This window comes from Pseudomonas sp. B21-051 (genome assembly GCF_024748795.1).
Taxonomy (GTDB): Bacteria; Pseudomonadota; Gammaproteobacteria; order Pseudomonadales; family Pseudomonadaceae; genus Aquipseudomonas; species Aquipseudomonas putida_A.
The window spans coordinates 1,815,881-1,838,599 of record NZ_CP087166.1 but is presented as its reverse complement, the minus strand read 5'-3'; the positions used below and the strand labels follow the sequence as shown (position 1 = coordinate 1,838,599).

Genomic DNA, 22,719 nt, shown 5'->3' with positions numbered 1-22,719 from the left:
CCCTCGCGCAAAAATTAGGCGCGGGGACTTTGCGGGGGATCAATCAGGAAAGAAGTCAGGCGAGTAGGCGTTTACTGTAGGACTAATCTGCAAAAGACCAATTACTACAAAACGTATGGCGATAAACGCAAACGTGGCGTGAGGTTTCCCTCACGCCACGTTTATCGAGCGATACAAAATGATTTACCGGGTTTAATCCCGAGCGCTCAACTCTTTGAGTTTGAGCTCGGCCAACGGGTGACCGGCCTTGGCGGCCAGCGTCCACCAGCGCGCCGCTTCGGCCGGATCCGGCGCTTTGCTCGGAGTACCGGCCAAGCTGATCACGCCAACCTGATAGGCCGCTTTGCCGTCGCCGGCGAGCGCCGCCAGACGCAACAGCCGCACACCCTCTTCGCGGGCACCCAGGCCAACCCCGCGAAACGCCAGAATGTGCCCATAAAAGCTTTGCGCGCCGACATCGCCAAGATTGGCCATGCGCGCAAACTGCCCTTCGAGCCAGCGCCAGCCTCTGGGCTGGCGGACAAACCACGACCAGTGAAACAGCCTGCGGGCCAACCAGTAGCTGGCCGACGCCTTGAGTCGTAAGAACACTCAGGCCTCCGCCGATTCCGGGTACTCATACTCGAAAACCCTGACCACTTCCGACGCATGCCAGGAGGCAGCAGCAACGCCATCGGACGGCCCGGAAAAGCGCCCGAGACGCTCGACACACTCAAAGAAACCGGTACGTGGCAAACGGCTGGCACCCTGGCTGATCACCAGCGAACTACGCAACGGCTGTTCGGCCTTTGCGTCGAGTGCGGCCAGATGCTCAAGTGCCGCGGTCAGCGTCTGCATCGCCGGCGTCGGCAGTTGCAAACGTTCGAGCAAGGCTCGATAGGTCAACAGATGGCGCTGCCTGCGTGCCTGATCCAGCTCCCCCAGCAATCCGTCCCAATGTTGACGACTGATGCGTACGCTCACGATTCATCCCTCCAACCCGGCACCGTCAGTTCCCAGGCCAGGCTGCGACGAATCGCGGCGTCAGGTTGACGCTCGCCGCTTTCGATCATGGCCAGATAAGACGGGCTGATGCCTACCGTGCGGGCCAGCGCCTCAATGGCGATGCCCTTCCCTTCGCGCAAACTGCGTAGTTGATCCAGACCTGGAAGAATCGGGTCCGGCGTCGCGGCGGCCGGCGCTGGCGCCTGCTGCTGCGGTGTTTCGTTGGTGCCTGCTGCTTTCAGTAGAGCCTGATACTGGACCCATGGCAGAACCGCATACTCGGGTTCGCCATCGCGTGCAATTATCTGAATATCCATGACTACCCCGTAGGACAACAACACTTAGCGAGTCGGCACTTTTCCCTAGAAGTGTAATCCTAACAGCGGCCAAGGTCGCGGGGGCTATCTATCTGTCTGCGAGCGAAATGAATCAGGGCTTTTTCGGGCCCTGAAGCTGAAGTTGCTCGGGGGTATCAGGCAGGCGCTCGACCACCGCGAGTTTTTCCGGCTGCTGCCGGTTGCGCCAGAGCCGAAAAGCATTGAGCTCGTCGTCCAGGGTTTTCATCAGCCAGGCCAGAACGGCGATGTCATCGAGCATACCGAACACCGGAATGAAATCCGGAATCGCATCCACCGGGCTGAGGAAATACATCAGGCCCGCCACCACCGAAACCAGCGCTTTCGGACTGATGGCCCGATACTCGCCGCGCCAGTAGGACAGGCACAGTGCCTGGAGCAAACGCAGATCATCCTTGAGTTTGCCAAGACGATTGCCTTGCGCCGCTCCTTTGCTCGCCACCGCGAACAACAAAGTCGGCAGACGCCCACGCGCCAGCAATCGACCGGCGAGGGGCAGAAATCGGGCGAAATTCCACGGCGCTTTCATCTATTTCTCCCGTTGAAATGTTATCCACACAAATTGTGGATAACCTTGTGAACAGAGCTGCATTTCAGCGCTGAAAGCCCCGTTTCATAAGGGCTGCGCTCAGATCGGGCGTTTTTTACTCACATAAAAAACCCCAATATTTCATTGACTTGGCGGCTCAGGGCGTCTAGCGCTGGCAGCCTCAATCTCTAGGACTGCTGTTAGCGCCATCCGTTCGCTCTGTTTACCGCCAGCATCGTCCAGATGCAACAACGCCCCGCATAAGCGAGGCGTTGTTTTCGAAACTACAGCCGATTACTTGGCGGCGGCGTCTTCTTTGGCAGGATCCTTGATGGCCAGCAGTTCCAGGTCGAATACCAGAACCGAGTTGGCCGGGATTGCCGGGCTTGGCGATTGCGCGCCGTAAGCCAGATCGCTAGGGATGTACAGTTTGTACTTCTCGCCAACGTGCATCAGCTGCAGACCTTCAACCCAACCCGGGATCACGCCGCTGACCGGCAGATCGATCGGGCTGCCACGTTCAACGGAGCTGTCGAACACGGTGCCGTTGGTCAGCTTGCCGGTGTAGTGAACAGTCACGACGTCGGTAGGCTTGGGCTGTGGGCCGTCGGCTTTCTTGACCACTTCGTACTGCAGACCGGAAGCGGTGGTGGTGACACCAGGCTTCTTGCCGTTTTCTTCGAGGAATTTCTTGCCAGCGGCTGCCGACTCTTCGCTCATCTTGGCCATACGCTCTTCAGCACGCTTTTGCAGCGCGGCGAAGGCTTCGACCAGTTCTTCGTCTTTCAGCTTCTGTTCTTTCTTGCCAACGGCATCTTCGATGCCCTGGGCTACCGCTTTGGAGTCCAGATCATCCATGCCTTCCTGAGCAAGGCTCTTGCCCATGTTCAGGCCGATACCGTAGGAAGCTTTTTGCGCCGGGGTTTTCAGCTCTACGCTGGTCTGCGAATCACAACCCGCGAGGACCAGGCTAACCAGGGCTACCGCCGCCGCCAACCGATGCTGTTTCATGCTATTTCCTTGTTCATGCGCCGAAAGGGCAATCGAGTAAAGCCGCGAGCTTATCAGGCCGCCACGACCAATGGCTACCGGCATGAGAGCAGGAAATGTCCGATAAGTTCAGGGATTAAAACGCATTCGGGCCAAGGGACGATGAAGCTTCTGTCATCTGGAGCTGACAAGGACTGACGGGACTTCCTACGACAGTTGGCGTAATGGCCACTTGCCGCACCTGCAACGACTGAGGCATAACAAGGGCAACAACTCGACAAGGATGTTTATCTTGCGCCTCTTATACCGTGTGCTGGCACTGATCATTGTGCTGCTGGGCCTCGCCCTGGCGGTGGTTCTGTACTACGTCGCCAATCCGAAATTGCCCTTCTACACCCCGGCCCAACAGGTGCATTACCTGCAGCAGTGGAGCGAGGAGGAACGCCAGACCTACTATTTCACCCCGCAGGGCACCCAGGTCAAAGGCCTGCGTTATGAATGGTTTGAAGCGCTGGAGCTGCCCTTCTCGCAGCAGCGTTTCGCGTCCCCGGAATACCTCGCACGCTTCGGTTTTCTGGTTGAGCCTCAGCATAAAGCCACGCCGAACAACCCCGGCAATCTGCCGGTCGGCTTTGCCCGCCACGCGAATCCCGGTGGCAGCGAGCAATATCTCGATATCACCTGCGCTGCTTGCCACACCGGCGAATTGCGCTTCAAGGGCCACGCCGTGCGAATTGACGGCGGATCGGCGCAACATGTCTTGCCTTCCAGCGTTCCTACATTGCGAGGTGGCAGTTTCGGACAGGCATTGGTCGCCAGTCTGGTCTCGACTTACTACAACCCGTGGAAATTCGAACGTTTCGCCAGAAATGTTCTGGGCGATGATTACGAGGCGCGCCGCGAACAACTGCGCAAAGACTTCAAGCAATCGCTGAACACCTTCCTCAAAGTTGCCTGGAACGACACGCATCGCGGCCTCTACCCGACCGAAGAAGGCCCGGGACGCGCCGACGCGTTCGGCCGTATCGCCAACGCCACCTTCGGCGACGCGATCTCCCCCGCTAACTACCGCGTGGCCAACGCACCGGTGGACTACCCGCAACTGTGGGACATGTGGACGTTCGACTGGGTGCAGTGGAACGGCTCGGCGCAGCAACCGATGGCGCGCAACATCGGTGAGGCGCTGGGGGTCGGCGCCACGTTGAATTTCTTCGACAGCAACGGCCAGCCACTGCAGGGCGATGCGCGTTACGCCTCCAGCGTGCGCGTGCGGGACCTGCATAAAATCGAAGAAACCCTGCAACGCCTGCAACCGCCGGCGTGGCCGGAGGATGTCTTGGGCGCCATCGACAAACCGCTGGCCGCCAAGGGCCGCGCCCTGTTTGCCGAGAACTGCACTGGTTGTCACGTGCCACGCAAGACCCAGGAAGGCGAGCGCTGGGTACAGCATTTGCACATGCTGCCGGTGGAGGTGATCGGCACCGACCCGAATGCCGCGACCAACATAGCCAACCACCGTTTCGACCTGACGCCGCTGCAATGGGATCTGAAAGAGCTTGAGCAAATGGATGTGAAGTTGCATCCGACACCTACCGAACCACTGGATCTTAGCCAGCTATCAGTGGCCAAGGGCCTGGCCTACGTCACCGCGTTCGTCGAGGATCGCGCCTATCGCGAGGCCGGCGTCACCCCGCAGGAAAATCCCCAACTCGACGGCTTCGGACTGCCGATCGGCGTACGCGAAAAGGTCGCCTACAAGGCCAGGCCGTTGGCCGGTATCTGGGCCACCGCGCCGTTTCTGCACAACGGTTCAGTACCGAGCCTGTATCAGTTGCTGTCGCCGCAGGATGAGCGTGCCACGACGTTCTATAAAGGTTCGTTCGAATACGACCCGCGTCATCTGGGCTATCGCACCGAAGCCTTTACCAATGGTTTCCTGTTCGACACGCGAATCTCCGGCAACCACAACAGCGGTCACGAATTCCGCGCCGGCGAGCGCGGCAATGGGGTTATCGGCCGACTGCTGCAACCCGAAGAACGCTGGGCCTTGCTGGAGTACCTGAAAGTACTGGGCGGACCGTTGGAGGCGCAATTGCCATGATGATCAACCCGTACAAAAGACCGTCGATGTTCGCCCGCGTCTGGTTATGGCTGGGTCGCCTGCTAGGCAAAACCCTGCTGACATTGCTGATTATCAGCCTGCTGGGCTGGGCCATCGCGAGCGCGTGGTTCGCCTGGCAGCACCGCGGCCCGGTGTCGGCGCAGGAACAGATTCCCGCCGGTGAAGCGGCCATGACCCAGGACGTGATCCAGACCGCCGTACGCATCGTCGATCAACACCGCGAAGGCACGCGTTACCTGCGCGATGCGCATGCCAAGGCCCATGGCTGCGTGAAAGCCGAAGTGACGGTGCTGCCGGGACTGACACCAGCGCTGCGCCAAGGGGTGTTCAGCGAACCGGGCAAAACCTGGCAGGCGATGATTCGCCTGTCCAATGGCAACGCCTACCCGCAGTTCGACAGCATCCGCGACGCCCGGGGCATGGCAATCAAACTGCACGATGTCCCTGGCAAACCGTTACTCAACGACCCTCAGCAGCGCCGCGAGCAAGACTTCGTGATGTTCAGCCACCCGAATTTCTTTGTCAGCGATGTCGCCGAGTATCGTCAGAATGTGGCGGCTCAGGCTGACGGCAAAAAAATCATGGCGTTTTTCCCCGGCTGGGACCCGCGCAGCTGGCAGATCCGCCACCTGTTCATCGCGCTGGCCACTCTGGCGTCGCCACCGGACAGCCCGACCGCGACCACCTACTTTTCGGTATCGTCTTACAAATTTGGCGAGGCCAATGCCAAGTTTCGGGTCGCGCCGGATCCGGATAATTGCCCGGCGTATACCCTGCCCCCGCAAAACCGCGACCTGCCGAATTTCCTGCGCAGCGCCTTGAACCAGCAACTTTCGGCGGATCGGGTGCCGGCGTGTTTTGTGCTGCAGATCCAGCGTCAGGATGCGAACAAGTACATGCCAATCGAGGACACCAGCATCGAATGGCGCGAGCAGGATTCACCGTTCGAAAGTGTGGCGCGAATCACTCTGCCTGCGCAGGACTTCGACACACCGGCATTGAATCTGGCGTGTGACAACCTGTCGTTCAACCCGTGGTTTGGTATCGAGGCGCATCGGCCGATTGGCGGGATCAACCGCTTGCGCAAAGCGGTGTATGAGGCGGTGAGCGATTATCGGCACAGCCGCAATGCCGAACAGTGAGAATCACAACCCCTGTAGGAGCTGTCGAGTGAAACGAGGCTGCGATCTTTTGATCTCTAAAAGCCAGATCAAAAGATCGCAGCGTACCGCAGGTCCCGCAGGGGAGATCGAGTGATTTCACAAATCGCAGACAGCAAAAAGCCCGCACTAGGCGGGCTTTCTGTGGTGACCTGGCGTTCAGTGGGTCCAGGTGACCGAATATGGCGCAGCGGACGGGACTCGAACCCGCGACCCCCGGCGTGACAGGCCGGTATTCTAACCGACTGAACTACCGCTGCGCGAAACGCTTGAAACGAATGGTGGGTGATGACGGGATCGAACCGCCGACATTCTGCTTGTAAGGCAGACGCTCTCCCAGCTGAGCTAATCACCCTTCGCTTCGTTACGGGGCGCATTATGCCACAAGTTTTCGTAATGTGTTGATTTAATTGAAGTTTTTTTCAAAAAAATACGAAAACCGGTGAAACGACACAAACCCGATGGAACAAGGTACAAACTTGAGACAGAAAAAAACCCGCTTTAGCGGGTTTTTCCGTGGTGACCTGGCGTTCAGTGGTCCAGGTTACCGAATATGGCGCAGCGGACGGGACTCGAACCCGCGACCCCCGGCGTGACAGGCCGGTATTCTAACCGACTGAACTACCGCTGCGCTAAACACTTGAAACGAATGGTGGGTGATGACGGGATCGAACCGCCGACATTCTGCTTGTAAGGCAGACGCTCTCCCAGCTGAGCTAATCACCCTTCGCTTCGGTGTGGCGCGCATTCTACGGAGCGACCCAACCTCTGGCAAGCACTTTTTTAATTAATTTTCTCAGGCCTTCCAAAGGCTTAGAGAAGGGTTGGCCTATGACCCGGCGAAGACAATAATGCCCCCCTTTGTATAAAGGAGAGACTCACCCCATGTGGTTCAAAAACCTGCTTATCTATCGCCTGACCCAAGACCTGCCTGTCGATGCCGAGGCGCTGGAAACTGCACTGGCCACCAAACTGGCGCGTCCATGTGCAAGCCAGGAGTTGACCACCTACGGTTTCGTCGCGCCGTTCGGCAAAGGCGAAGATGCGCCACTGGTGCACGTCAGCGGTGACTTCCTGCTGATCGCTGCGCGTAAAGAAGAACGCATTCTGCCGGGCAGCGTCGTGCGCGACGCGGTCAAGGAAAAGGTCGAAGAGATCGAAGCCGAGCAGATGCGCAAGGTCTATAAGAAGGAACGCGATCAGATCAAGGATGAAATCATCCAGGCATTCCTGCCGCGCGCCTTTATCCGTCGCTCGTCGACCTTCGCCGCCATCGCGCCGAAACAGGGCTTGATTCTGGTCAACTCGGCCAGCCCGAAACGCGCCGAAGACCTGCTCTCCACAATGCGTGAAGTGCTCGGCACCCTGCCCGTGCGTCCGCTGACCGTGAAAACCGCACCGACCGCGGTGATGACCGAGTGGGTCACCACCCAGCAAGCGGCCCCGGACTTCTTCGTACTGGACGAGTGCGAGCTGCGCGACACCCACGAAGACGGCGGCATCGTGCGTTGCAAACGTCAGGATCTGACCAGCGAAGAAATCCAGCTGCACCTGAGCACCGGCAAAGTGGTCACCCAATTGTCGCTGGCCTGGCAGGACAAGCTGTCGTTCATGCTCGACGACAAGATGACCGTCAAACGCCTGAAATTCGAAGACTTGCTGCAGGATCAGGCCGAACAGGATGGCGGCGACGAGGCCCTGGGCCAACTGGACGCCAGCTTCACCCTGATGATGCTGACCTTCGGCGACTTCCTGCCGGCACTGGTGGAAGCGTTGGGCGGGGAAGAGACTCCACAGGGGATCTAATCCTGACGAGTTTCAAAACTGTGGGAGCGAGCCTGCTCGCGAATGCGGAGTGACAGTTAACATTAATGTGTCTGGCACGCCGCTTTCGCGAGCAGGCTCGCTCCCACAATTGTTTTTGTGGTGTTCATTCAATAATAAGGAACAAGCCATGCGCGCACTGGCTGCACTGAGCCGCTTTGTCGGCAATACCTTCGCTTACTGGGTTCTGATTTTCGCCGTGATCGCGTTTCTGCAGCCAGCGTGGTTCCTCGGCCTCAAGGGCGCGATCGTGCCGCTGCTGGGGCTGGTGATGTTCGGCATGGGCCTGACCCTCAAACTCGATGACTTCGCCGCCGTCGCTCGCCATCCGTGGCGCGTGGCTTTGGGCGTGGTCGCGCATTTCGTGATCATGCCCGGTGTGGCGTGGTTGCTCTGCCAGATCTTCCACCTGCCGCCGGAAATCGCGGTCGGGGTGATTCTGGTCGGCTGCTGCCCAAGCGGCACCTCTTCAAACGTCATGACCTGGCTGGCCCGCGGCGATCTGGCGCTGTCGGTGGCGATTGCCGCCGTCACCACCCTCCTCGCCCCGCTGCTGACCCCGGCGCTGATCTGGCTGCTGGCTTCGGCGTGGTTGCCGGTATCGTTCATGGAATTGTTCTGGTCGATCCTGCAAGTGGTGTTGCTGCCGATCGTACTCGGCGTGGTCGCGCAACGCGTGCTCGGAGACAGGGTGCGCCACGCGGTGGACGTGTTGCCACTGGTGTCGGTGGTCAGCATCGTGATCATCGTCACCGCCGTAGTAGCTGCCAGTCAGGCAAAGATCGCCGAATCCGGGCTGCTGATCATGGCCGTGGTGATGCTGCACAACAGCTTCGGCTACTTGCTGGGCTACTTCACCGGACGCCTGTTCAACTTGCCCTTGGCGCAGCGCAAGTCGCTGGCGCTGGAAGTCGGCATGCAGAACTCGGGGTTGGGTGCCGCTCTAGCCAGTGCGCACTTCTCGCCGCTGGCGGCGGTGCCGAGCGCGTTGTTCAGCGTCTGGCACAACATTTCCGGGGCACTGCTATCGACATATTTCCGCCGGATGAGCGAGAAGCAAGACCGTGAGTCGCTGGCGCAACAGCCGGTCGACTGACCGGGAAACTTGATCCCCGGATTAATGCTCGGCAGACTGTTGCGCTACGCGGGGACGACCCTGCGGCTCGATCGAGTCATCAATCTGGGGACGGCCCCGTCAATCGATGGAGGTCTCTCATGTCCTGGATCATTCTGTTTTTCGCCGGCCTGTTCGAAGTCGGCTGGGCCGTCGGCCTGAAATACACCGACGGCTTCACCCGCCCGCTCCCCACCGTCCTGACCGTTGCGGCCATGGCCATCAGCCTTGGCCTGCTGGGTCTTGCAATGAAGGAATTACCGCTGGGTACGGCTTATGCGATCTGGACCGGCGTCGGTGCCGTGGGCACGGTGATTGCCGGGATCATTCTGTTTGGCGAGTCGATGGCATTGATTCGGCTGGCCAGTGTGGCGTTGATCATTACCGGGTTGATTGGCCTCAAGGTCAGCGCTTAAGCCACTACCGCTTTCGCGAGCAGGCTCGCTCCCACACTGGAATGCATTTCAAATGTGGGAGCGAGCCTGCTCGCGAAGGGGCGCGATCAATACATCTACCTGACCGTCCCGCGCAACGCCCCCACCAACCCCTGCAGTTTCGCCGGCTCCGCCGCATCCACCGCCACTGCCGAACCCGCCACCAACGTCACCCGCGACCACAACCGCTTGAACAGCCCCTTGTTCGGATCGCGGCTGAAGAAACTCCCCCACAATCCCTGCAACGCCAGCGGAATCACCGGCACCGGGGTTTCTTCGAGAATCCGCGTCAGCCCGCCCTTGAACTCGTTGATCTCGCCATCGGTGGTCAGCTTGCCTTCGGGGAAGATGCACACCAGCTCACCGTCCTTCAGATACTGGGCAATCCGGGTGAAGGCTTTTTCGTAGATCTGGATGTCTTCGTTGCGTCCGGCAATCGGAATCGTCCCCGCCGTGCGGAAGATAAAGTTCAGCACCGGCAGGTTGTAGATCTTGTAGTACATGACAAAGCGAATCGGCCGACGCACCGCGCCGCCAATCAGCAGCGCATCGACGAACGACACGTGGTTGCACACCAGCAGCGCCGCGCCCTCGTCCGGGATCGCCTCGAGGTTGCGGTGCTCGACGCGGTACATGGAATGGCTGAGCAGCCAGATCATGAAACGCATGCTGAACTCGGGGACGATCTTGAAGATGTAGGCGTTGACGCCGATGTTCAGCAGCGACACCACCAGGAACAACTGCGGAATCGACAACTTCACCACACTCAGCAACACAATCGAAACGATCGCCGACACCACCATGAACAGGGCGTTGAGAATATTGTTGGCGGCAATCACCCGCGCCCGCTCGTTTTCAGCGGTGCGCGACTGGATCAACGCGTACAGCGGCACGATATAGAAACCGCCAAAAATGCCGAGGCCGAGAATGTCCACCAGCACCGCCCAGGTATGCGCAAAGCCCAGCACTTCGATCCAGCTGTGGCCGGTGACACTTTCCGGGATACCACCGGAATGCCACCACAGCAGCAGGCCAAATACGGTCAGACCGAACGAGCCGAACGGCACCAGGCCGATCTCGACCTTGCGCCCGGAGAGCTTCTCGCAAAGCATCGAACCCAGCGCAATTCCCACCGAGAACACGGTAAGAATCAGCGTGACCACGGTTTCATCGCCGTGCATCCATTCCTTGGCATAGGCCGGAATCTGCGTCAGGTAAATCGCCCCGACAAACCAGAACCACGAGTTGCCGACAATCGAGCGCGACACCGCGGGCGTCTGGCCCAGACCGAGTTTCAGCGTGGCCCAGGACTGGCTGAAAATGTTCCAGTTCAGGCGCATTTCCGGCGACGCCGCGGCGGCGCGAGGAATGCTGCGACTGGCGAGATAACCGAGCACCGCAATGCCGACAATTGCGGTCGACACCAGTGGCGCGTAGTGCGTCGAGGACATGATGACGCCGGCACCGATAGTCCCGGCGAGAATCGCCAGGAACGTGCCCATCTCCACCAGCCCGTTGCCGCCGACCAGTTCATCCTCGCGCAACGCCTGCGGCAGGATCGAATACTTCACCGGCCCGAACAACGCCGAATGCGTGCCCATGGCAAACAGCGCCACCAGCATCAGCGACAGGTGATCGAACAGAAAGCCGATCGAGCCTACGGCCATGATCGCGATTTCCGCGAGTTTGATCAGACGGATCAGCGCGTCCTTGGCAAATTTTTCCCCGAACTGCCCGGCCAGCGCCGAGAACAGGAAGAACGGCAGGATAAACAGTAGCGCACACAGGTTGACCCAGATCGAACGGTCACCTTCGATGGTCAGCCGATACAGAATGGCGAGGATCAGCGACTGCTTGAACACGTTGTCATTGAACGCGCCCAGCGACTGTGTGATGAAAAACGGCAGAAAGCGCCGAGTGCGAAGCAGGTTGAACTGTGAGGGGTGACTCATCTTCCGTGTTTCCCTGAGGTCGGTAGAGAATGGCCTGGATCTGCTTATTGGAATCTCGATCGGCGATCCAGGCCACACCTTACCTAAACTTTTCAGGTTATTTCTTCAACCCTGCAATACAAGGTGAGACAAACAACTCACCGCGCCACGCGCCTTGCACGGTGCGTTTACCGACGATCAGCCACATCACCGCCAGCAACGTCACCAGCACGCAGCCCACCACACTGAAAAACCCGAGGTTGAGCGTACTGGCGAGCTTGAGGGTCGCCAGCGAATACACGCCCAGCGGGAAGGTAAAACCCCACCAGCCGAGGTTGAACGGGATGCCGTCACGCAGGTAACGCGCGGTGATCAGCAGCGCCATCAACATCCACCACAAGCCGAAGCCCCACAGGGTGATACCGGCGACCAGCCCCACGCCTGCAGCGATTTCACCGATGCCCGGCAGGCCGTTGGCGGCGAAGATCGCCGGTGCATCAGCGCCCAGCAGCAGCATGCCCAACGCGCCGGTGCCAATCGGACCGAGGGCCAGCCAGCTTGAGGCGGCCATGTTTTCGTGGGGCAGTTTATGCAAAGCCATGCGCAGCAACAGGATGGTCAGAATGCTGAACGCCACCGGCAGGGAAAATGCCCAGAGCACGTAGCTGGTGGTCAGCACCACCAGTTGCGCGTGGGCCTCAGCCAGATGCGGCGCGAGCAAACCGCCGCTGGCCGCTGCCACTTCTGCAGCCACCACCGGTAGCAGCCAGACGGCAGTCATCTGGTCGATGCTGTGTTCCTGGCGGGTAAACATCATGTAGGGAATCAACACGCCGCAGGCCAGCGACATCGCCACGTCGAGCCACCACAGCACTTCGGCAAGATGAATCACACCCTCGCCCCAGCGTGGCAGGCCGAACAGCAGAAAGCCGTTGATGATGGTCGCCAGGCCCATGGGAATGGTGCCGAAGAACATCGATACGGTGGAATGGCCGAAGATCCGCCGCGCTTCATCGAAGAAGAGAACCCAGCGCGCGGCATAGGCAAAGGTAAACAGGCTGAACAACAGAATGTTGAATAGCCACAAACCTTCGGCCACCGCGTGCAATCCGGGGATCGCCACCGGCAACTGTGCCAGCGCCAGGGCCAGCACGCCGGTGCCCATCGTCGCGGCGAACCAGTTCGGGGTGAATTGACGGATCGCTTCACGCGGATGCTGAAGCTGGCTGAACGGCTTGATGCCGGGTTTGGCGGTGTTGGGGCAAGTCATCATGAACTCCTGTCCTCAGGTGAGGTTGAGCCCATGGTAGAACCGAATCGAATATCTATATAACGGGTAATTTCTCTATCTGTTATCTACTTTACAGATAAGCGATCAAACACTGCCTTCGCTTTCGATCACCAGAATCCGCGCCACTCCCTGCGGATGCGCTACGTGCTCGGTGCCGACCGAGGCGTAGAAGATATCGCCGACCTCAAGCAGCGCCTGCTTTTCTTCACCCTGTTCGCGATAGCGCATCTGCACCTGACCATCGAGCACCACAAACACTTCCTCACCATCGTTGACGTGCCATTTGTACGGCTGATCGGTCCAGTGCAGGCGCGTGGTGATGCCGTTCATGCTGGCGATGTCCAGCGCACCCCAGGCACGCTCGGCGGTGAACGACTTGCTGCGGATAATCTTCATCTGTCGATCCGTGAAAAGAAGGCCGGTCAACGGTAACTGAAAGCACAACGTTTATGGAGCGCTGCAAGCCTTGACTGCTTGCGGGCGCAGGCTGAGCAACAGCGCGGCGACGGCCAGGACGATCAACCCGGCGCCATAGCCGTCGGTGGTCACCAGCAAACCGTAGGTGCGGGTCAAATGCCCAGCCAGCAACGCCGGCAAGCAGAACGCCAGATAACTCAGCGCGTAATACGCCGACATCAAACCGGCCCGTTCATGCGGCAGTGCCAACGGCACCAGACTGCGCACCGCGCCGAGGAAACCCGCGCCAAAGCCGCAACCGGCGACCAGTGTGCCGAGGAAAAACAACGCCAGACTGGCGCTGTGCACGCCGAGCAAAATCAGCAGCACGCCGATAGGCAGCAGACTGGCGCCGATTTGCAGGGCTTTGCCGGCGGGACGATTGCGCAAGGTGAAAATCATCAGCGCCCCGGTCACGGTCAACGCCGAGACGGTCGCGCCGCCGATCAGGTTCGAAGTCGAACCGGTAGCAGTGCGCACCAGCGACGGCGCCAGTGAGGCAAAAAAGCCGCCGAGCGCCCAGGTCGCGGTGTTCAGCGGCAGCACCCGCCACAACGTCGCGCGAGCCTGAACCGGCACATGCAGGGTTGGCCGCAGCGAAGCCCAGGCCCCGGCTTGCGGGGTGACGCTTTCCGGCAGACGCCAGACATACACCGCCTGCAACACGAACAGCGCCAGCAGCAACCAGTAAGTCAGTTGCAACGGTGCCGGGGCGAATTCGGCCAGCAAGCCACAGCCCATGCTGCCCAGCGCCATGCCGAGCAACGGTGCGACGCTGTTGATCAACGGCCCTTGCTGGCGATCGGTGTCGAGCAGCGTCGCGCTCAGAACAGCGGTGGCCATGCCGGTGGCAAAACCCTGCAGCACGCGGGCGCTGATCAGCCAGGCAACACTGTCGGCGCTGATAAACAGCAACATCGCCAGCGCATTGAGCAGCACGGCAGTGAAAATCACCGGCTTACGTCCCAGGTGATCGGACAGCGATCCGACCGTCAGCAGTGCCGCCAGCAGACTCAGCGCATACACGCCGAAAATCAGGGTCAGCACCGCTGCCGAGAAATGCAGTTGATCCTGATACAGGTGATACAACGGCGTCGGCGCCGTGGAAGCGGCGAGAAAACTCAACAAGGTGATCGCCAGAAAAATCAGGCTGCCACGGTTGGAAGCAAGGCTGGTCATGGGCACACTCCGCAAAAGCTAATTTTTTGCTTTTGCGGAGTGTGCTCTCGGCTTTGGCTTAAAGCAAATTCTTTGTGTTAAGGTCTGACGCATGGCTATTAAAGAAGGTTTACGCCCGGGCGGACGCAGTGCCCGGGTGCAAGAGTCGATTCATTCGGCAGTCCGCGCGCTTCTGCAAGAACAGGAGCGCAGCACCGTGACCGTCCCGCAAATCGCGGCGCGCGCGGGAGTGACGCCGTCGACGATCTATCGGCGCTGGGGTGATCTGGCGGCGTTGCTCGCCGACGTCGCCCTCGCCCGCATGCGCCCGGACAGCGAACCGGCGGTGACCGGTGACCTGCGCGGTGACATCCGCGCCTGGGCCGAACAGTATCTCGACGAAATGAGTTCAGAACCGGGGCGCAACATGATGCGCGATGTGCAGGCCAGCGCCACGCCGGGGTATTGCGTGACGATTCTTGGTGGGCAGTTGCAGACCATCATTGACCGCCACCCCGATGAAGCAGCGCCGAGCGTTGATCGGTTGATCAATCTGGTAGTGGCGCCGGTGGTGTTTCGGATTCTGTTTTCGGCGGCGGCGCTGGAGGTGGATGAGCTGCATCGGTTGATCGATATCGCGCTGAAACAGGACTGATGCTTTCGCGAGCAGGCTCGCTCCCACAGGGGATTGCATACCAAATGTAGGAGCGAGCCTGCTCGCGAAGAGGCCCGACCAGTCACCCCAGAACCACCCGGTTTCAAACCTGCGACACCCCGCCACGCCACGACCTTGGTCGACACTGACTAACCGCTGCACTCATGCGAGACTGTCCGCCCGGGCAGGACTGCCGGGAGAGTCTTTTGTCGGGAGTGTTGCATGTCGTTGTCCACCGGGCTGATCGCCGCCGTCGCCCTGGCCTATATGGCCATCATGTTCGCCATCGCCTTCTACGGCGACCGTCGCAGCGCGCCATTGCCGCCGCGGATGCGCGCGTGGGTGTACAGCCTGTCGCTGGCGGTTTATTGCACCAGTTGGACGTTCTTCGGCGCGGTCGGTCAGGCGGCCGAACAGCTGTGGTCATTCCTGCCGATCTACCTCGGGCCGATCCTGCTGTTGCTGGGCGCACCGTGGGTCCTGCAGAAAATGGTGATGATCAGCAAGCAGGAGAACATCACCTCGATTGCCGACTTCATCGCGGCGCGCTACGGCAAATCGCAATCGCTGGCGGTGGTGGTGGCGCTGATCTGTCTGGTCGGCGTCCTGCCTTATATCGCTCTGCAACTCAAAGGCATCGTGCTCGGCGTGAACCTGCTGATCGGCGCCGGTGCCGACGCCATGGGTACCCGCGCCCAGGACACCGCGCTGATCGTGTCGCTGGTACTGGCGCTGTTCACCATCGTCTTCGGCACGCGCAACCTCGACGCCACCGAGCACCACCGCGGCATGGTGCTGGCGATTGCGTTTGAATCGCTGGTCAAGCTGTTCGCCTTTCTCGCCGTTGGTGCATTCGTGACCTACGGGTTGTACGACGGTTTTGACGACCTGTTCAATCAGGCGATGCTCGCGCCGCGCCTCGAAGAATACTGGAAGGAAACGATCAACTGGCCATCGATGGTGGTGCAGACCGGGGTGGCGATGATGGCGATCATCTGCCTGCCACGGCAGTTTCACGTCACCGTGGTGGAGAACATCGACCCGCAGGACCTGCGCCTGGCCAAGTGGGTGTTCCCGGCGTATCTGGCGCTGGCCGCGCTGTTCGTGGTGCCGATCGCCCTCGCCGGGCAGATGATGCTGCCGAGTCACGTGCTGCCCGACTCGTTCGTGATCAGCCTGCCGCTGGCCCAGGCCCATCCGGCCCTGGCGTTGCTGGCGTTTATCGGCGGCGCGTCGGCGGCCACCGGCATGGTGATTGTGGCCAGCGTGGCACTGTCGACCATGGTCTCCAACGACATGCTCTTGCCGTGGTTGCTGCGCCGCAACAACGCCGAGCGCCCGTTCGAGGTGTTCCGCCAGTGGATGCTCTCAGTGCGCCGGGTGAGCATCGTGCTGATTCTGCTGCTGGCCTACGTCAGCTACCGCTTGCTGGGCTCTACTGCGAGCCTGGCGACCATCGGCCAGATCGCCTTCGCCGCCGTCACCCAACTGGCCCCGGCGATGCTCGGCGCGCTGTACTGGAAACAAGCCAACCGTCGCGGGGTTTTCGCCGGTCTGGCCGCCGGTACGTTCCTCTGGTTCTACACGCTGATCCTGCCGATTGCGGCCCATAGTCTCGGCTGGTCATTAAGCACTTTTCCCGGTCTGGCGTGGCTGCACAGCAACCCGCTGAACCTGCCGATCACCCCGCTGACCCAAGGCGTGGTGCTGTCGCTGGCGGGCAACTTCACGTTGTTCGCCTGGGTCTCGGTGCTGTCGCGTACGCGGGTTTCGGAACACTGGCAGGCCGGGCGCTTCATCGGTCAGGAAATCAGCGCCCGGCCGAGTGCGCGTTCGATGCTGGCGGTGCAGATTGATGATTTGCTGCAACTGGCAGCACGTTTTGTCGGTGAAGAACGCGCGCGGCAGAGCTTCATTCGTTTTGCCTACCGTCAGGGCAAGGGCTTCAACCCGAACCAGAACGCCGATGGCGAATGGATCGCCCACACCGAACGCTTACTCGCCGGTGTGCTCGGTGCTTCGTCGACGCGGGCGGTGGTAAAAGCCGCAATTGAAGGCCGGGAAATGCAACTTGAGGACGTAGTCCGTATCGCTGACGAAGCCTCTGAAGTCTTGCAGTTCAACCGCGCCTTGCTACAAGGGGCGATCGAGAACATCACCCAGGGCATCAGCGTGGTCGACCAGTCGCTGAAACTGGTGGCGTGGAACCGGCGCTATCTGGAGCTGTTCAACTACCCGGACGGTTTGATCAGCGTCGGCCGGCCGATTGCCGACATCATTCGCTACAACGCCGAACGCGGCCTGTGCGGCCCCGGCGAGGCGGAAGTCCACGTCGCCCGGCGCCTGCACTGGATGCGTCAGGGCCGCGCGCACACGTCCGAACGCCTGTTCCCCAATGGCCGGGTGATCGAGCTGATCGGCAACCCGATGCCCGGTGGCGGCTTCGTCATGAGTTTCACCGACATCACCGCGTTCCGCGAAGCCGAGCAGGCGCTGACCGAGGCCAACGAAGGCTTGGAGCAACGGGTCAGCGAGCGCACGCAAGAGCTGTCACAGCTCAACGTCGCACTGACCGAAGCCAAGGGCCATGCCGAGGCGGCGAACCAGTCGAAAACCCGCTTCCTCGCCGCCGTCAGCCATGACCTGATGCAGCCGCTGAACGCCGCGCGCCTGTTCTCTGCCGCCCTCTCTCATCAAGACGACGGCTTGAGCAGCGAAGCGCAGAAACTGGTGCAACACCTCGACAGTTCGCTGCGTTCGGCAGAAGACCTGATCAGCGACCTGCTGGATATTTCCCGTCTGGAGAACGGCAAGATCAACCCGGATCGCAAGCCGTTTGCGCTCAATGAGCTGTTCGATACGCTCGGTGCCGAATTCAAGGCGCTGGCCCAGGAACAGGGTCTGACCTTCCGCGTGCGAGGCAGCCAGTTGCGTATCGACAGTGACATCAAATTGCTGCGGCGGATTCTGCAGAACTTCCTCACCAACGCCTTCCGCTACGCCAAAGGGCCAGTGTTGCTGGGCGTGCGCCGACGTGGCGGCGAACTGTGTCTGGAAGTGTGGGATCGCGGGCCGGGGATTCCGGAAGACAAACAGCAAGTGATTTTCGAGGAGTTCAAACGCCTCGACAGCCATCAGACCCGCGCCGAAAAAGGCCTCGGACTGGGCCTGGCGATTGCCGACGGTTTATGTCGCGTGCTCGGCCATACCTTGCGCGTACGTTCGTGGCCGGGGCGCGGCAGCGTGTTCAGCGTCAGCGTGCCGCTGGCCCGCGCGCAATCGCTGCCACAGAAAACTGCAGTGGAGTTGAACGGCAAGTTGCTCAGCGGCGCGCAAGTGCTGTGCATCGACAATGAAGACAGCATTCTGATCGGCATGAACAGCCTGCTGACCCGTTGGGGCTGTCAGGTGTGGACAGCGCGCAATCGCGAGGAATGTGCGGCGTTGCTCAACGATGGCGTACGACCGCAACTGGCACTGGTCGACTATCACCTCGACCATGGCGACACGGGGACTGAGCTGATGGCGTGGTTGCGCACCACACTGGGTGAGCCGGTGCCGGGTGTGGTGATCAGCGCCGATGGTCGTCCGGAAACCGTGGCGCAGGTGCATGCGGCGGGGCTGGATTATCTGGCCAAACCGGTGAAACCGGCGGCGTTACGGGCGTTGTTGAGTCGGTATGTGCCGTTGTAAAAGCAAAAGATCGCAGCCTGCGGCAGCTCCTACAGGATGAATGCAAATCCCATGTAGGAGCTGCCGCAGGCTGCGATCTTGTGCTCTTCACTCTGGCAGTTCGACCAGCCCATCGACATCAGTCATCGCCCGCTCCAACAGATCCGCCGGCAGACTCTTGCTCGCCCGTGCACCGAGCAGTTTGAGCTGTTCACTGCGGCTGACCAGATTACCCCGCCCTTCCGTGAGTTTGTTGCGCGCCGAGCTGTAGGCCTTGTCCAACTGTTGCAGGCGATTGCCGACTTCGTCCAGATCCTGAATGAACAGCACGAACTTGTCGTACAGCCAGCCGGCACGTTCGGCGATTTCCCGGGCGTTCTGGCTTTGCCGCTCCTGCTTCCACAGACTGTCGATCACCCGTAACGTCGCCAGCAACGTGGTCGGGCTGACGATCACGATGTTGCGGTCGAACGCTTCCTGGAACAACGCCGGCTCGGCCTGCAATGCGGCCGAAAACGCCGCTTCGATCGGCACGAACAGCAAGACGAAATCGAGGCTGTGCAGGCCTTCCAGACGCTTGTAATCCTTGCCGGCGAGGCCTTTGACGTGGCTGCGCAAAGACAGCACGTGCTGCTTGATCGCGATCTGGCCGAGGGTGTCATCTTCAGCGGCGACGTACTGCTGATACGCCGTGAGGCTGACCTTGGAGTCGACCACCACCTGCTTGTCGCCCGGCAGGTAAATGATCACGTCCGGCTGGAAGCGCTCGCCGTCCGGCCCCTTGAGGTTGACCTGCGTCTGGTACTCACGGCCTTTCTCCAGACCGGCGTGTTCCAGCACCCGCTCAAGAATCAGTTCACCCCAGTTGCCTTGGGTCTTCTGGCCCTTGAGGGCGCGGGTCAGGTTGGTCGCTTCGTCACTCAGGCGCAGGTTAAGCGCTTGCAGGCGCTCCAGCTCCTTGGCCAGCGAGAAGCGTTCGCGCGCTTCGGCCTGATAGCTTTCTTCCACACGTTTTTCGAAGGACTGGATGCGTTCCTTCAGCGGATCGAGCAACTGGCCGAGGCGCTGTTGACTGGTTTCGGCAAAGCGCTGTTCACGCTCATCGAAGATCTTCCCCGCCAGCTCGGCGAACTGCGCGCGCAACTCATCGCGCGAGCCTTGCAGGTCGTTGAGGCGCTGCTGATGGCTTTCCTGTTGCTCGCGCAATTCGGCGTTGAGCGACGCAGCCTGCGCGTCGAGACGCCGCAGTTCGGCTTCCTTGTTGGCACGCTCGATATTCCAGGCGTGGGAAGCGTCACGGGCGTCATCGCGCTCGATCTGCAGCAGCTCGACTTCGCGGCGCAGGGCCGCCAGCTCCGCCTGCTTGGCGGCATTAGCCTGGCCCAGGTCGACGATTTCATCGCGGCCGGCCTCAAGCTGGGCGTTGAGTCCGTCCTGCGCCAGTTGTGCCATGGTCAGGCGCTCTTCGGCCAAGGCAACCTCGGCCTGCGCGCTGCTCGCCCGGCGCTGCAGTTGCCAGGCCAGCGCCAGCAGCGGCAATCCCGCGCCCGCCAGACCCAGCAACACGCTGGTCAAGTCCATAGCCATAGCCACTCCTGCCGATTCGATAAAGCCTGAAGGTTAACCAAGGCGTGGGGCGTTGGACAGCTCAGTCTTCGAGCAGACCGAGTTCCCGTTGTGCACGCCGGTCGCCGGCGCGGGCGGCCTGGCGCAGCAGATCCTGCCCGATGCGCCGATCCCGGGCATTGCCGCACTCACGGCACATCAATTGGCCGAGACGACTTTGCGCCGCGACCACGCCTTCGCGCGCCGGTTGCTTGAGCAGACGCCCCGCCAGATGCTTGGCATTACGGCTTTCGCCCAGGCGCGGGCTGTCGAGCAGCCATTCGGCCACACGCACGGAAAATCGCTTGGGAGGGGTAACACGAGGGTGTTCGGAGGTAACAGAGTCTGATACTGAGCGAAACTTCATAAAACACTGTGGGACAGATCGGAAGGCGCGCCACTCTACTCTCTTTTTCGTACAGGTAAAGTCGAAAAAAACCCGGCACGCCCGTCCTAGAGCAAGCGCTAGGGACAATCCACAGAAGCTGTGGATAACTCAGTGGACAACCGCTCCCGAACCTCCGCAAAGCCTTGTGGAATGGGGCTCGCAGTCAAACTGACGATTTTTTCACCAACAAAAAAAGACGATATTTTTCATTGACTTAAACTTTTGATACAGGCAGTCACCGGGGTCAGGATTGATATGACAGCAAGGTTACCGTCTACGCAACTAATGTGCACAAGTACCTGTTACCCGGTTATATCGATGCGCTTTTTTGGCTCATTTTGCGCCTCGGACTGGGGATAAGCGGGTTGGCGCTGGGCACGGCTGCACGCTTTTGTGGCGACCGGCGGTTGATCAGGGTGATCCCTTCGCGAGCAGGCTCGCTCCCACACTGGATGGTATTCCCCATGTGGGAGCGAGCCTGCTCGCGAAGAAGCCGGACACCACCTCAATGCTTGGCGACTCACGAAATCTTTTTTACGACGGGGTTTGCATTGCCCAGAACGTTCCGTTACTATCCGCGGCGTTAGTACCAAGCTGAAAGTCAATTCCGGTCGAACACATCCCCACGGTCAACCTTCTTCCCAGAAGCCCTTCACCGAAAAAGCGGGAACGACCCCTCGATGGTTTCCAGGTAAATCTTGCGCCGACACTGCCTTTGAATGAATGCAAAGGGTGTTGCGAAGACCACTTACTCTGACCGAACCAACCTGCAAATTGATCAGGATCTTCACCCCGGGCCCAGAACCTTTGCCCTCGATGTGTTGCCTGTCCTCCTAAGTACCTACCTGCCAGCCCAAGCGCGCCAACTTATCAGCGCTTCAAACTGGCTGCTTTGTTCCAGTCGGGTTCTTTGTACGACCAATGGTGGTCGACATTACTGGAACGTTTTAACGTTGCACGGTTCTTATCCGTGTCATTTGTAGGAACACCTAATAACTATGTCTACTCAAATCCAGACTCAGGATGCCATTCGCACCCTAACCAACGCTTTTGCCCCAATGAACTGCCTGATCATGGCCGCTCGCAAAGGCTGCTTCAGCTTCACCGTGGTCAATGAACACGGGATCGCTCGCCACAGCGAGCGTCTGTACCCAGATCAGTACTCCAGCGCCGAACCGCTGCAGGCCATTATTGATCGTACGCGTCAGGCCTTGATTGCCTGAGAGCCGAAAAGGCTGCAAAAGCAAAAGCCCCGCACAAAAATGCGGGGTTTTTTATTGCCCGATATTTCGCTTTTAGCCCTTCGCGCCTAAGCACCTTCGGATATAACGCCTGTGGCTCGCTGCCGGAAATATTTTAAAAACAGGCCTTTACGTCGCGAATATGACACTACACTTCAACTCAAGCGGCTTGATCCGCTTTCGGCGAGCCTGAGTCGATCCACTGCTGCCAAGGCCCTTTCAGGTATCGCCGGCCAATTACAAGATCCGAGGGTTTTATGGGTATCGCTGCCAGCGAACTGTGCCGCTATGTGATCCGTCCCACACTGATCTATCTGGGACGCCACTGCGCAACTGCCGAATCCCTGCTGCTGGGCATTGCCGCCAGCCAGTCCGCCCTCGGTTCCGCCCTGCATGACCGCCGTGGCCACGGCCTCTACCGGATTGCCGAGCACCGCCACCAGGCCCTTTGGGACCACTATCTGGCACTCGATCCGGAGCGCGCGAGCCTGGTTCGCGGCCTCGCCAGCCAACATGCTTTTTTGAGCGGCCCGCACCTGGAATTGACCGTCAACCTTCGTTATGCCACCGCCATCGCCTGGCTGCTGGTAGAAGAACAACACACCACCCTCCCCGCTCCGGACGATCTGCTGGGCATGGCGCGAATCTGGCGTCAGACCTTTCAGCCGCAAGGTCGTCTGCGCGACTTCACCTACGCCTGGCAAACCTGTGTTTCACCGGTGAATCAGGTCGCGTGTTGACTGGCGAGTTTTGGAAGATCGCTCAACAGGTCGCGAATCTGGTCGGATTGTCCTACAAAACCGCTCTAA

The 22,719-nt window shown here is 60.1% G+C and carries 20 protein-coding genes and 4 tRNA genes; 9 read left to right on the top strand and 15 right to left on the bottom strand.

What is annotated here, in order from left to right:
• Positions 1-192: 192 nt before the first annotated feature.
• The 5 genes from LOY52_RS08340 to LOY52_RS08320 form a co-directional block, all read right to left on the bottom strand.
• Entirely contained in the window at positions 193-591 is a 399-nt protein-coding gene (locus tag LOY52_RS08340) for a sel1 repeat family protein (RefSeq protein ID WP_258679037.1), read from the bottom strand.
• Positions 592-963 carry a hypothetical protein gene (locus tag LOY52_RS08335; protein WP_003223109.1) on the bottom strand — a complete coding sequence of 124 codons (372 nt, stop codon included), beginning with the start codon at positions 961-963 and terminating at the stop codon, positions 592-594. It lies immediately after the preceding gene.
• Positions 960-1,301 (bottom strand): helix-turn-helix domain-containing protein, encoded by a 342-nt coding sequence (locus tag LOY52_RS08330; protein ID WP_258679036.1) that lies wholly within the window; start codon positions 1,299-1,301, stop codon positions 960-962. The genes LOY52_RS08335 and LOY52_RS08330 overlap by 4 nt, the downstream gene beginning before the upstream one ends.
• 112 nt (positions 1,302-1,413) lie before the next feature.
• Positions 1,414-1,869, bottom strand: a complete 456-nt coding sequence (locus LOY52_RS08325) for a YkvA family protein (protein ID WP_047600220.1) — start codon at positions 1,867-1,869, stop codon at positions 1,414-1,416.
• 294 nt (positions 1,870-2,163) lie between these two features.
• Positions 2,164-2,880 carry an FKBP-type peptidyl-prolyl cis-trans isomerase gene (locus tag LOY52_RS08320; protein WP_007966725.1) on the bottom strand — a complete coding sequence of 239 codons (717 nt, stop codon included), beginning with the start codon at positions 2,878-2,880 and terminating at the stop codon, positions 2,164-2,166.
• 271 nt (positions 2,881-3,151) lie between these two features.
• On the opposite strand from LOY52_RS08320, the gene LOY52_RS08315 reads away from it, so the two are divergent.
• Both LOY52_RS08315 and LOY52_RS08310 read left to right on the top strand, forming a co-directional pair.
• Positions 3,152-4,960, top strand: a complete 1,809-nt coding sequence (locus LOY52_RS08315; RefSeq protein WP_258679035.1) for a di-heme-cytochrome C peroxidase — start codon at positions 3,152-3,154, stop codon at positions 4,958-4,960.
• The gene (locus LOY52_RS08310) at positions 4,957-6,123 is read left to right on the top strand and encodes a catalase family protein (RefSeq protein ID WP_408980424.1); all 1,167 of its coding nucleotides are present in this window, start codon (positions 4,957-4,959) and stop codon (positions 6,121-6,123) included. Before LOY52_RS08315 ends, LOY52_RS08310 begins: the two co-directional genes overlap by 4 nt.
• Before the next feature lie 201 nt (positions 6,124-6,324).
• Here the strand turns inward: LOY52_RS08310 and LOY52_RS08305 are convergent.
• The 4 genes from LOY52_RS08305 to LOY52_RS08290 form a co-directional block, all read right to left on the bottom strand.
• Positions 6,325-6,401 (bottom strand) — tRNA-Asp (locus tag LOY52_RS08305).
• Between the two features lie 19 nt (positions 6,402-6,420).
• Positions 6,421-6,496: transfer RNA gene (locus tag LOY52_RS08300), tRNA-Val, on the bottom strand.
• 199 nt (positions 6,497-6,695) lie between these two features.
• A tRNA-Asp gene (locus LOY52_RS08295) sits at positions 6,696-6,772 on the bottom strand.
• A 19-nt stretch (positions 6,773-6,791) separates the two neighbouring features.
• Positions 6,792-6,867, bottom strand: a tRNA-Val gene (locus LOY52_RS08290).
• Positions 6,868-7,026: 159 nt separating this feature from the next.
• Here LOY52_RS08290 and rdgC point away from each other — a divergent pair.
• The 3 genes from rdgC to sugE all read left to right on the top strand — a co-directional run bounded on the left by rdgC (position 7,027) and on the right by sugE (position 9,495).
• Positions 7,027-7,947, top strand: coding sequence for a recombination-associated protein RdgC (rdgC, locus tag LOY52_RS08285; RefSeq protein WP_003223096.1), 921 nt, complete (start codon positions 7,027-7,029; stop codon positions 7,945-7,947).
• A 148-nt stretch (positions 7,948-8,095) separates the two neighbouring features.
• Positions 8,096-9,061: a bile acid:sodium symporter family protein gene (locus LOY52_RS08280; protein WP_258679034.1), complete on the top strand. Its 966-nt coding sequence runs from the start codon at positions 8,096-8,098 to the stop codon at positions 9,059-9,061.
• 119 nt (positions 9,062-9,180) lie between these two features.
• A complete protein-coding gene (sugE, locus tag LOY52_RS08275) occupies positions 9,181-9,495 on the top strand; it encodes a quaternary ammonium compound efflux SMR transporter SugE (protein ID WP_003223093.1) in 315 nt (104 codons plus the stop codon).
• 95 nt (positions 9,496-9,590) lie between these two features.
• On the opposite strand, the gene LOY52_RS08270 is transcribed toward sugE, so the two are convergent.
• The 4 genes from LOY52_RS08270 to LOY52_RS08255 all read right to left on the bottom strand — a co-directional run bounded on the left by LOY52_RS08270 (position 9,591) and on the right by LOY52_RS08255 (position 14,370).
• A complete protein-coding gene (locus tag LOY52_RS08270; RefSeq protein ID WP_258679033.1) occupies positions 9,591-11,465 on the bottom strand; it encodes an MFS transporter in 1,875 nt (624 codons plus the stop codon).
• Between the two features lie 97 nt (positions 11,466-11,562).
• Positions 11,563-12,714: a TDT family transporter gene (locus LOY52_RS08265; RefSeq protein WP_258679032.1), complete on the bottom strand. Its 1,152-nt coding sequence runs from the start codon at positions 12,712-12,714 to the stop codon at positions 11,563-11,565.
• Between the two features lie 105 nt (positions 12,715-12,819).
• Positions 12,820-13,131: a cupin gene (locus tag LOY52_RS08260; protein ID WP_258679031.1), complete on the bottom strand. Its 312-nt coding sequence runs from the start codon at positions 13,129-13,131 to the stop codon at positions 12,820-12,822.
• 51 nt (positions 13,132-13,182) lie between these two features.
• On the bottom strand, positions 13,183-14,370 hold the full coding sequence (locus LOY52_RS08255) for an MFS transporter (RefSeq protein ID WP_258679030.1): 1,188 nt from the start codon (positions 14,368-14,370) through the stop codon (positions 13,183-13,185).
• A 91-nt stretch (positions 14,371-14,461) separates the two neighbouring features.
• Between LOY52_RS08255 and LOY52_RS08250 the strand changes: the two genes are divergently transcribed.
• Both LOY52_RS08250 and LOY52_RS08245 read left to right on the top strand, forming a co-directional pair.
• Positions 14,462-15,004 carry a TetR/AcrR family transcriptional regulator gene (locus LOY52_RS08250; protein ID WP_258679029.1) on the top strand — a complete coding sequence of 181 codons (543 nt, stop codon included), beginning with the start codon at positions 14,462-14,464 and terminating at the stop codon, positions 15,002-15,004.
• 222 nt (positions 15,005-15,226) lie between these two features.
• Positions 15,227-18,697: a PAS domain-containing hybrid sensor histidine kinase/response regulator gene (locus tag LOY52_RS08245; protein WP_258679028.1), complete on the top strand. Its 3,471-nt coding sequence runs from the start codon at positions 15,227-15,229 to the stop codon at positions 18,695-18,697.
• Between the two features lie 87 nt (positions 18,698-18,784).
• Here the strand turns inward: LOY52_RS08245 and rmuC are convergent, their stop codons facing one another.
• On the bottom strand, positions 18,785-20,149 hold the full coding sequence (rmuC, locus tag LOY52_RS08240) for a DNA recombination protein RmuC (protein ID WP_258679832.1): 1,365 nt from the start codon (positions 20,147-20,149) through the stop codon (positions 18,785-18,787).
• Positions 20,150-20,324: 175 nt separating this feature from the next.
• On the bottom strand, positions 20,325-20,648 hold the full coding sequence (locus tag LOY52_RS08235) for a sel1 repeat family protein (RefSeq protein ID WP_258679027.1): 324 nt from the start codon (positions 20,646-20,648) through the stop codon (positions 20,325-20,327).
• Between the two features lie 1,019 nt (positions 20,649-21,667).
• Here LOY52_RS08235 and LOY52_RS08230 point away from each other — a divergent pair.
• Positions 21,668-21,892, top strand: coding sequence for a hypothetical protein (locus LOY52_RS08230; protein WP_007962908.1), 225 nt, complete (start codon positions 21,668-21,670; stop codon positions 21,890-21,892).
• 275 nt (positions 21,893-22,167) lie between these two features.
• Positions 22,168-22,650: a hypothetical protein gene (locus LOY52_RS08225; protein ID WP_096797718.1), complete on the top strand. Its 483-nt coding sequence runs from the start codon at positions 22,168-22,170 to the stop codon at positions 22,648-22,650.
• Positions 22,651-22,719: the final 69 nt, after the last annotated feature.

What these genes read in the sequence shown, in the direction of transcription:
- LOY52_RS08330 (WP_258679036.1), bottom strand. Translation starts at nt 1,301, where the DNA reads ATGGATATTCAGATAATTGCACGCGATGGCGAACCCGAGTATGCGGTT.
- LOY52_RS08325 (WP_047600220.1), bottom strand. Translation starts at nt 1,869, where the DNA reads ATGAAAGCGCCGTGGAATTTCGCCCGATTTCTGCCCCTCGCCGGTCGA.
- LOY52_RS08320 (WP_007966725.1), bottom strand. Translation starts at nt 2,880, where the DNA reads ATGAAACAGCATCGGTTGGCGGCGGCGGTAGCCCTGGTTAGCCTGGTC.
- LOY52_RS08310 (WP_408980424.1), top strand. Translation starts at nt 4,957, where the DNA reads ATGATGATCAACCCGTACAAAAGACCGTCGATGTTCGCCCGCGTCTGG.
- rdgC (WP_003223096.1), top strand. Translation starts at nt 7,027, where the DNA reads ATGTGGTTCAAAAACCTGCTTATCTATCGCCTGACCCAAGACCTGCCT.
- LOY52_RS08280 (WP_258679034.1), top strand. Translation starts at nt 8,096, where the DNA reads ATGCGCGCACTGGCTGCACTGAGCCGCTTTGTCGGCAATACCTTCGCT.
- sugE (WP_003223093.1), top strand. Translation starts at nt 9,181, where the DNA reads ATGTCCTGGATCATTCTGTTTTTCGCCGGCCTGTTCGAAGTCGGCTGG.
- LOY52_RS08270 (WP_258679033.1), bottom strand. Translation starts at nt 11,465, where the DNA reads ATGAGTCACCCCTCACAGTTCAACCTGCTTCGCACTCGGCGCTTTCTG.
- LOY52_RS08265 (WP_258679032.1), bottom strand. Translation starts at nt 12,714, where the DNA reads ATGACTTGCCCCAACACCGCCAAACCCGGCATCAAGCCGTTCAGCCAG.
- LOY52_RS08260 (WP_258679031.1), bottom strand. Translation starts at nt 13,131, where the DNA reads ATGAAGATTATCCGCAGCAAGTCGTTCACCGCCGAGCGTGCCTGGGGT.
- LOY52_RS08255 (WP_258679030.1), bottom strand. Translation starts at nt 14,370, where the DNA reads ATGACCAGCCTTGCTTCCAACCGTGGCAGCCTGATTTTTCTGGCGATC.
- LOY52_RS08250 (WP_258679029.1), top strand. Translation starts at nt 14,462, where the DNA reads ATGGCTATTAAAGAAGGTTTACGCCCGGGCGGACGCAGTGCCCGGGTG.
- LOY52_RS08245 (WP_258679028.1), top strand. Translation starts at nt 15,227, where the DNA reads ATGTCGTTGTCCACCGGGCTGATCGCCGCCGTCGCCCTGGCCTATATG.
- LOY52_RS08235 (WP_258679027.1), bottom strand. Translation starts at nt 20,648, where the DNA reads ATGAAGTTTCGCTCAGTATCAGACTCTGTTACCTCCGAACACCCTCGT.
- LOY52_RS08230 (WP_007962908.1), top strand. Translation starts at nt 21,668, where the DNA reads ATGTCTACTCAAATCCAGACTCAGGATGCCATTCGCACCCTAACCAAC.
- LOY52_RS08225 (WP_096797718.1), top strand. Translation starts at nt 22,168, where the DNA reads ATGGGTATCGCTGCCAGCGAACTGTGCCGCTATGTGATCCGTCCCACA.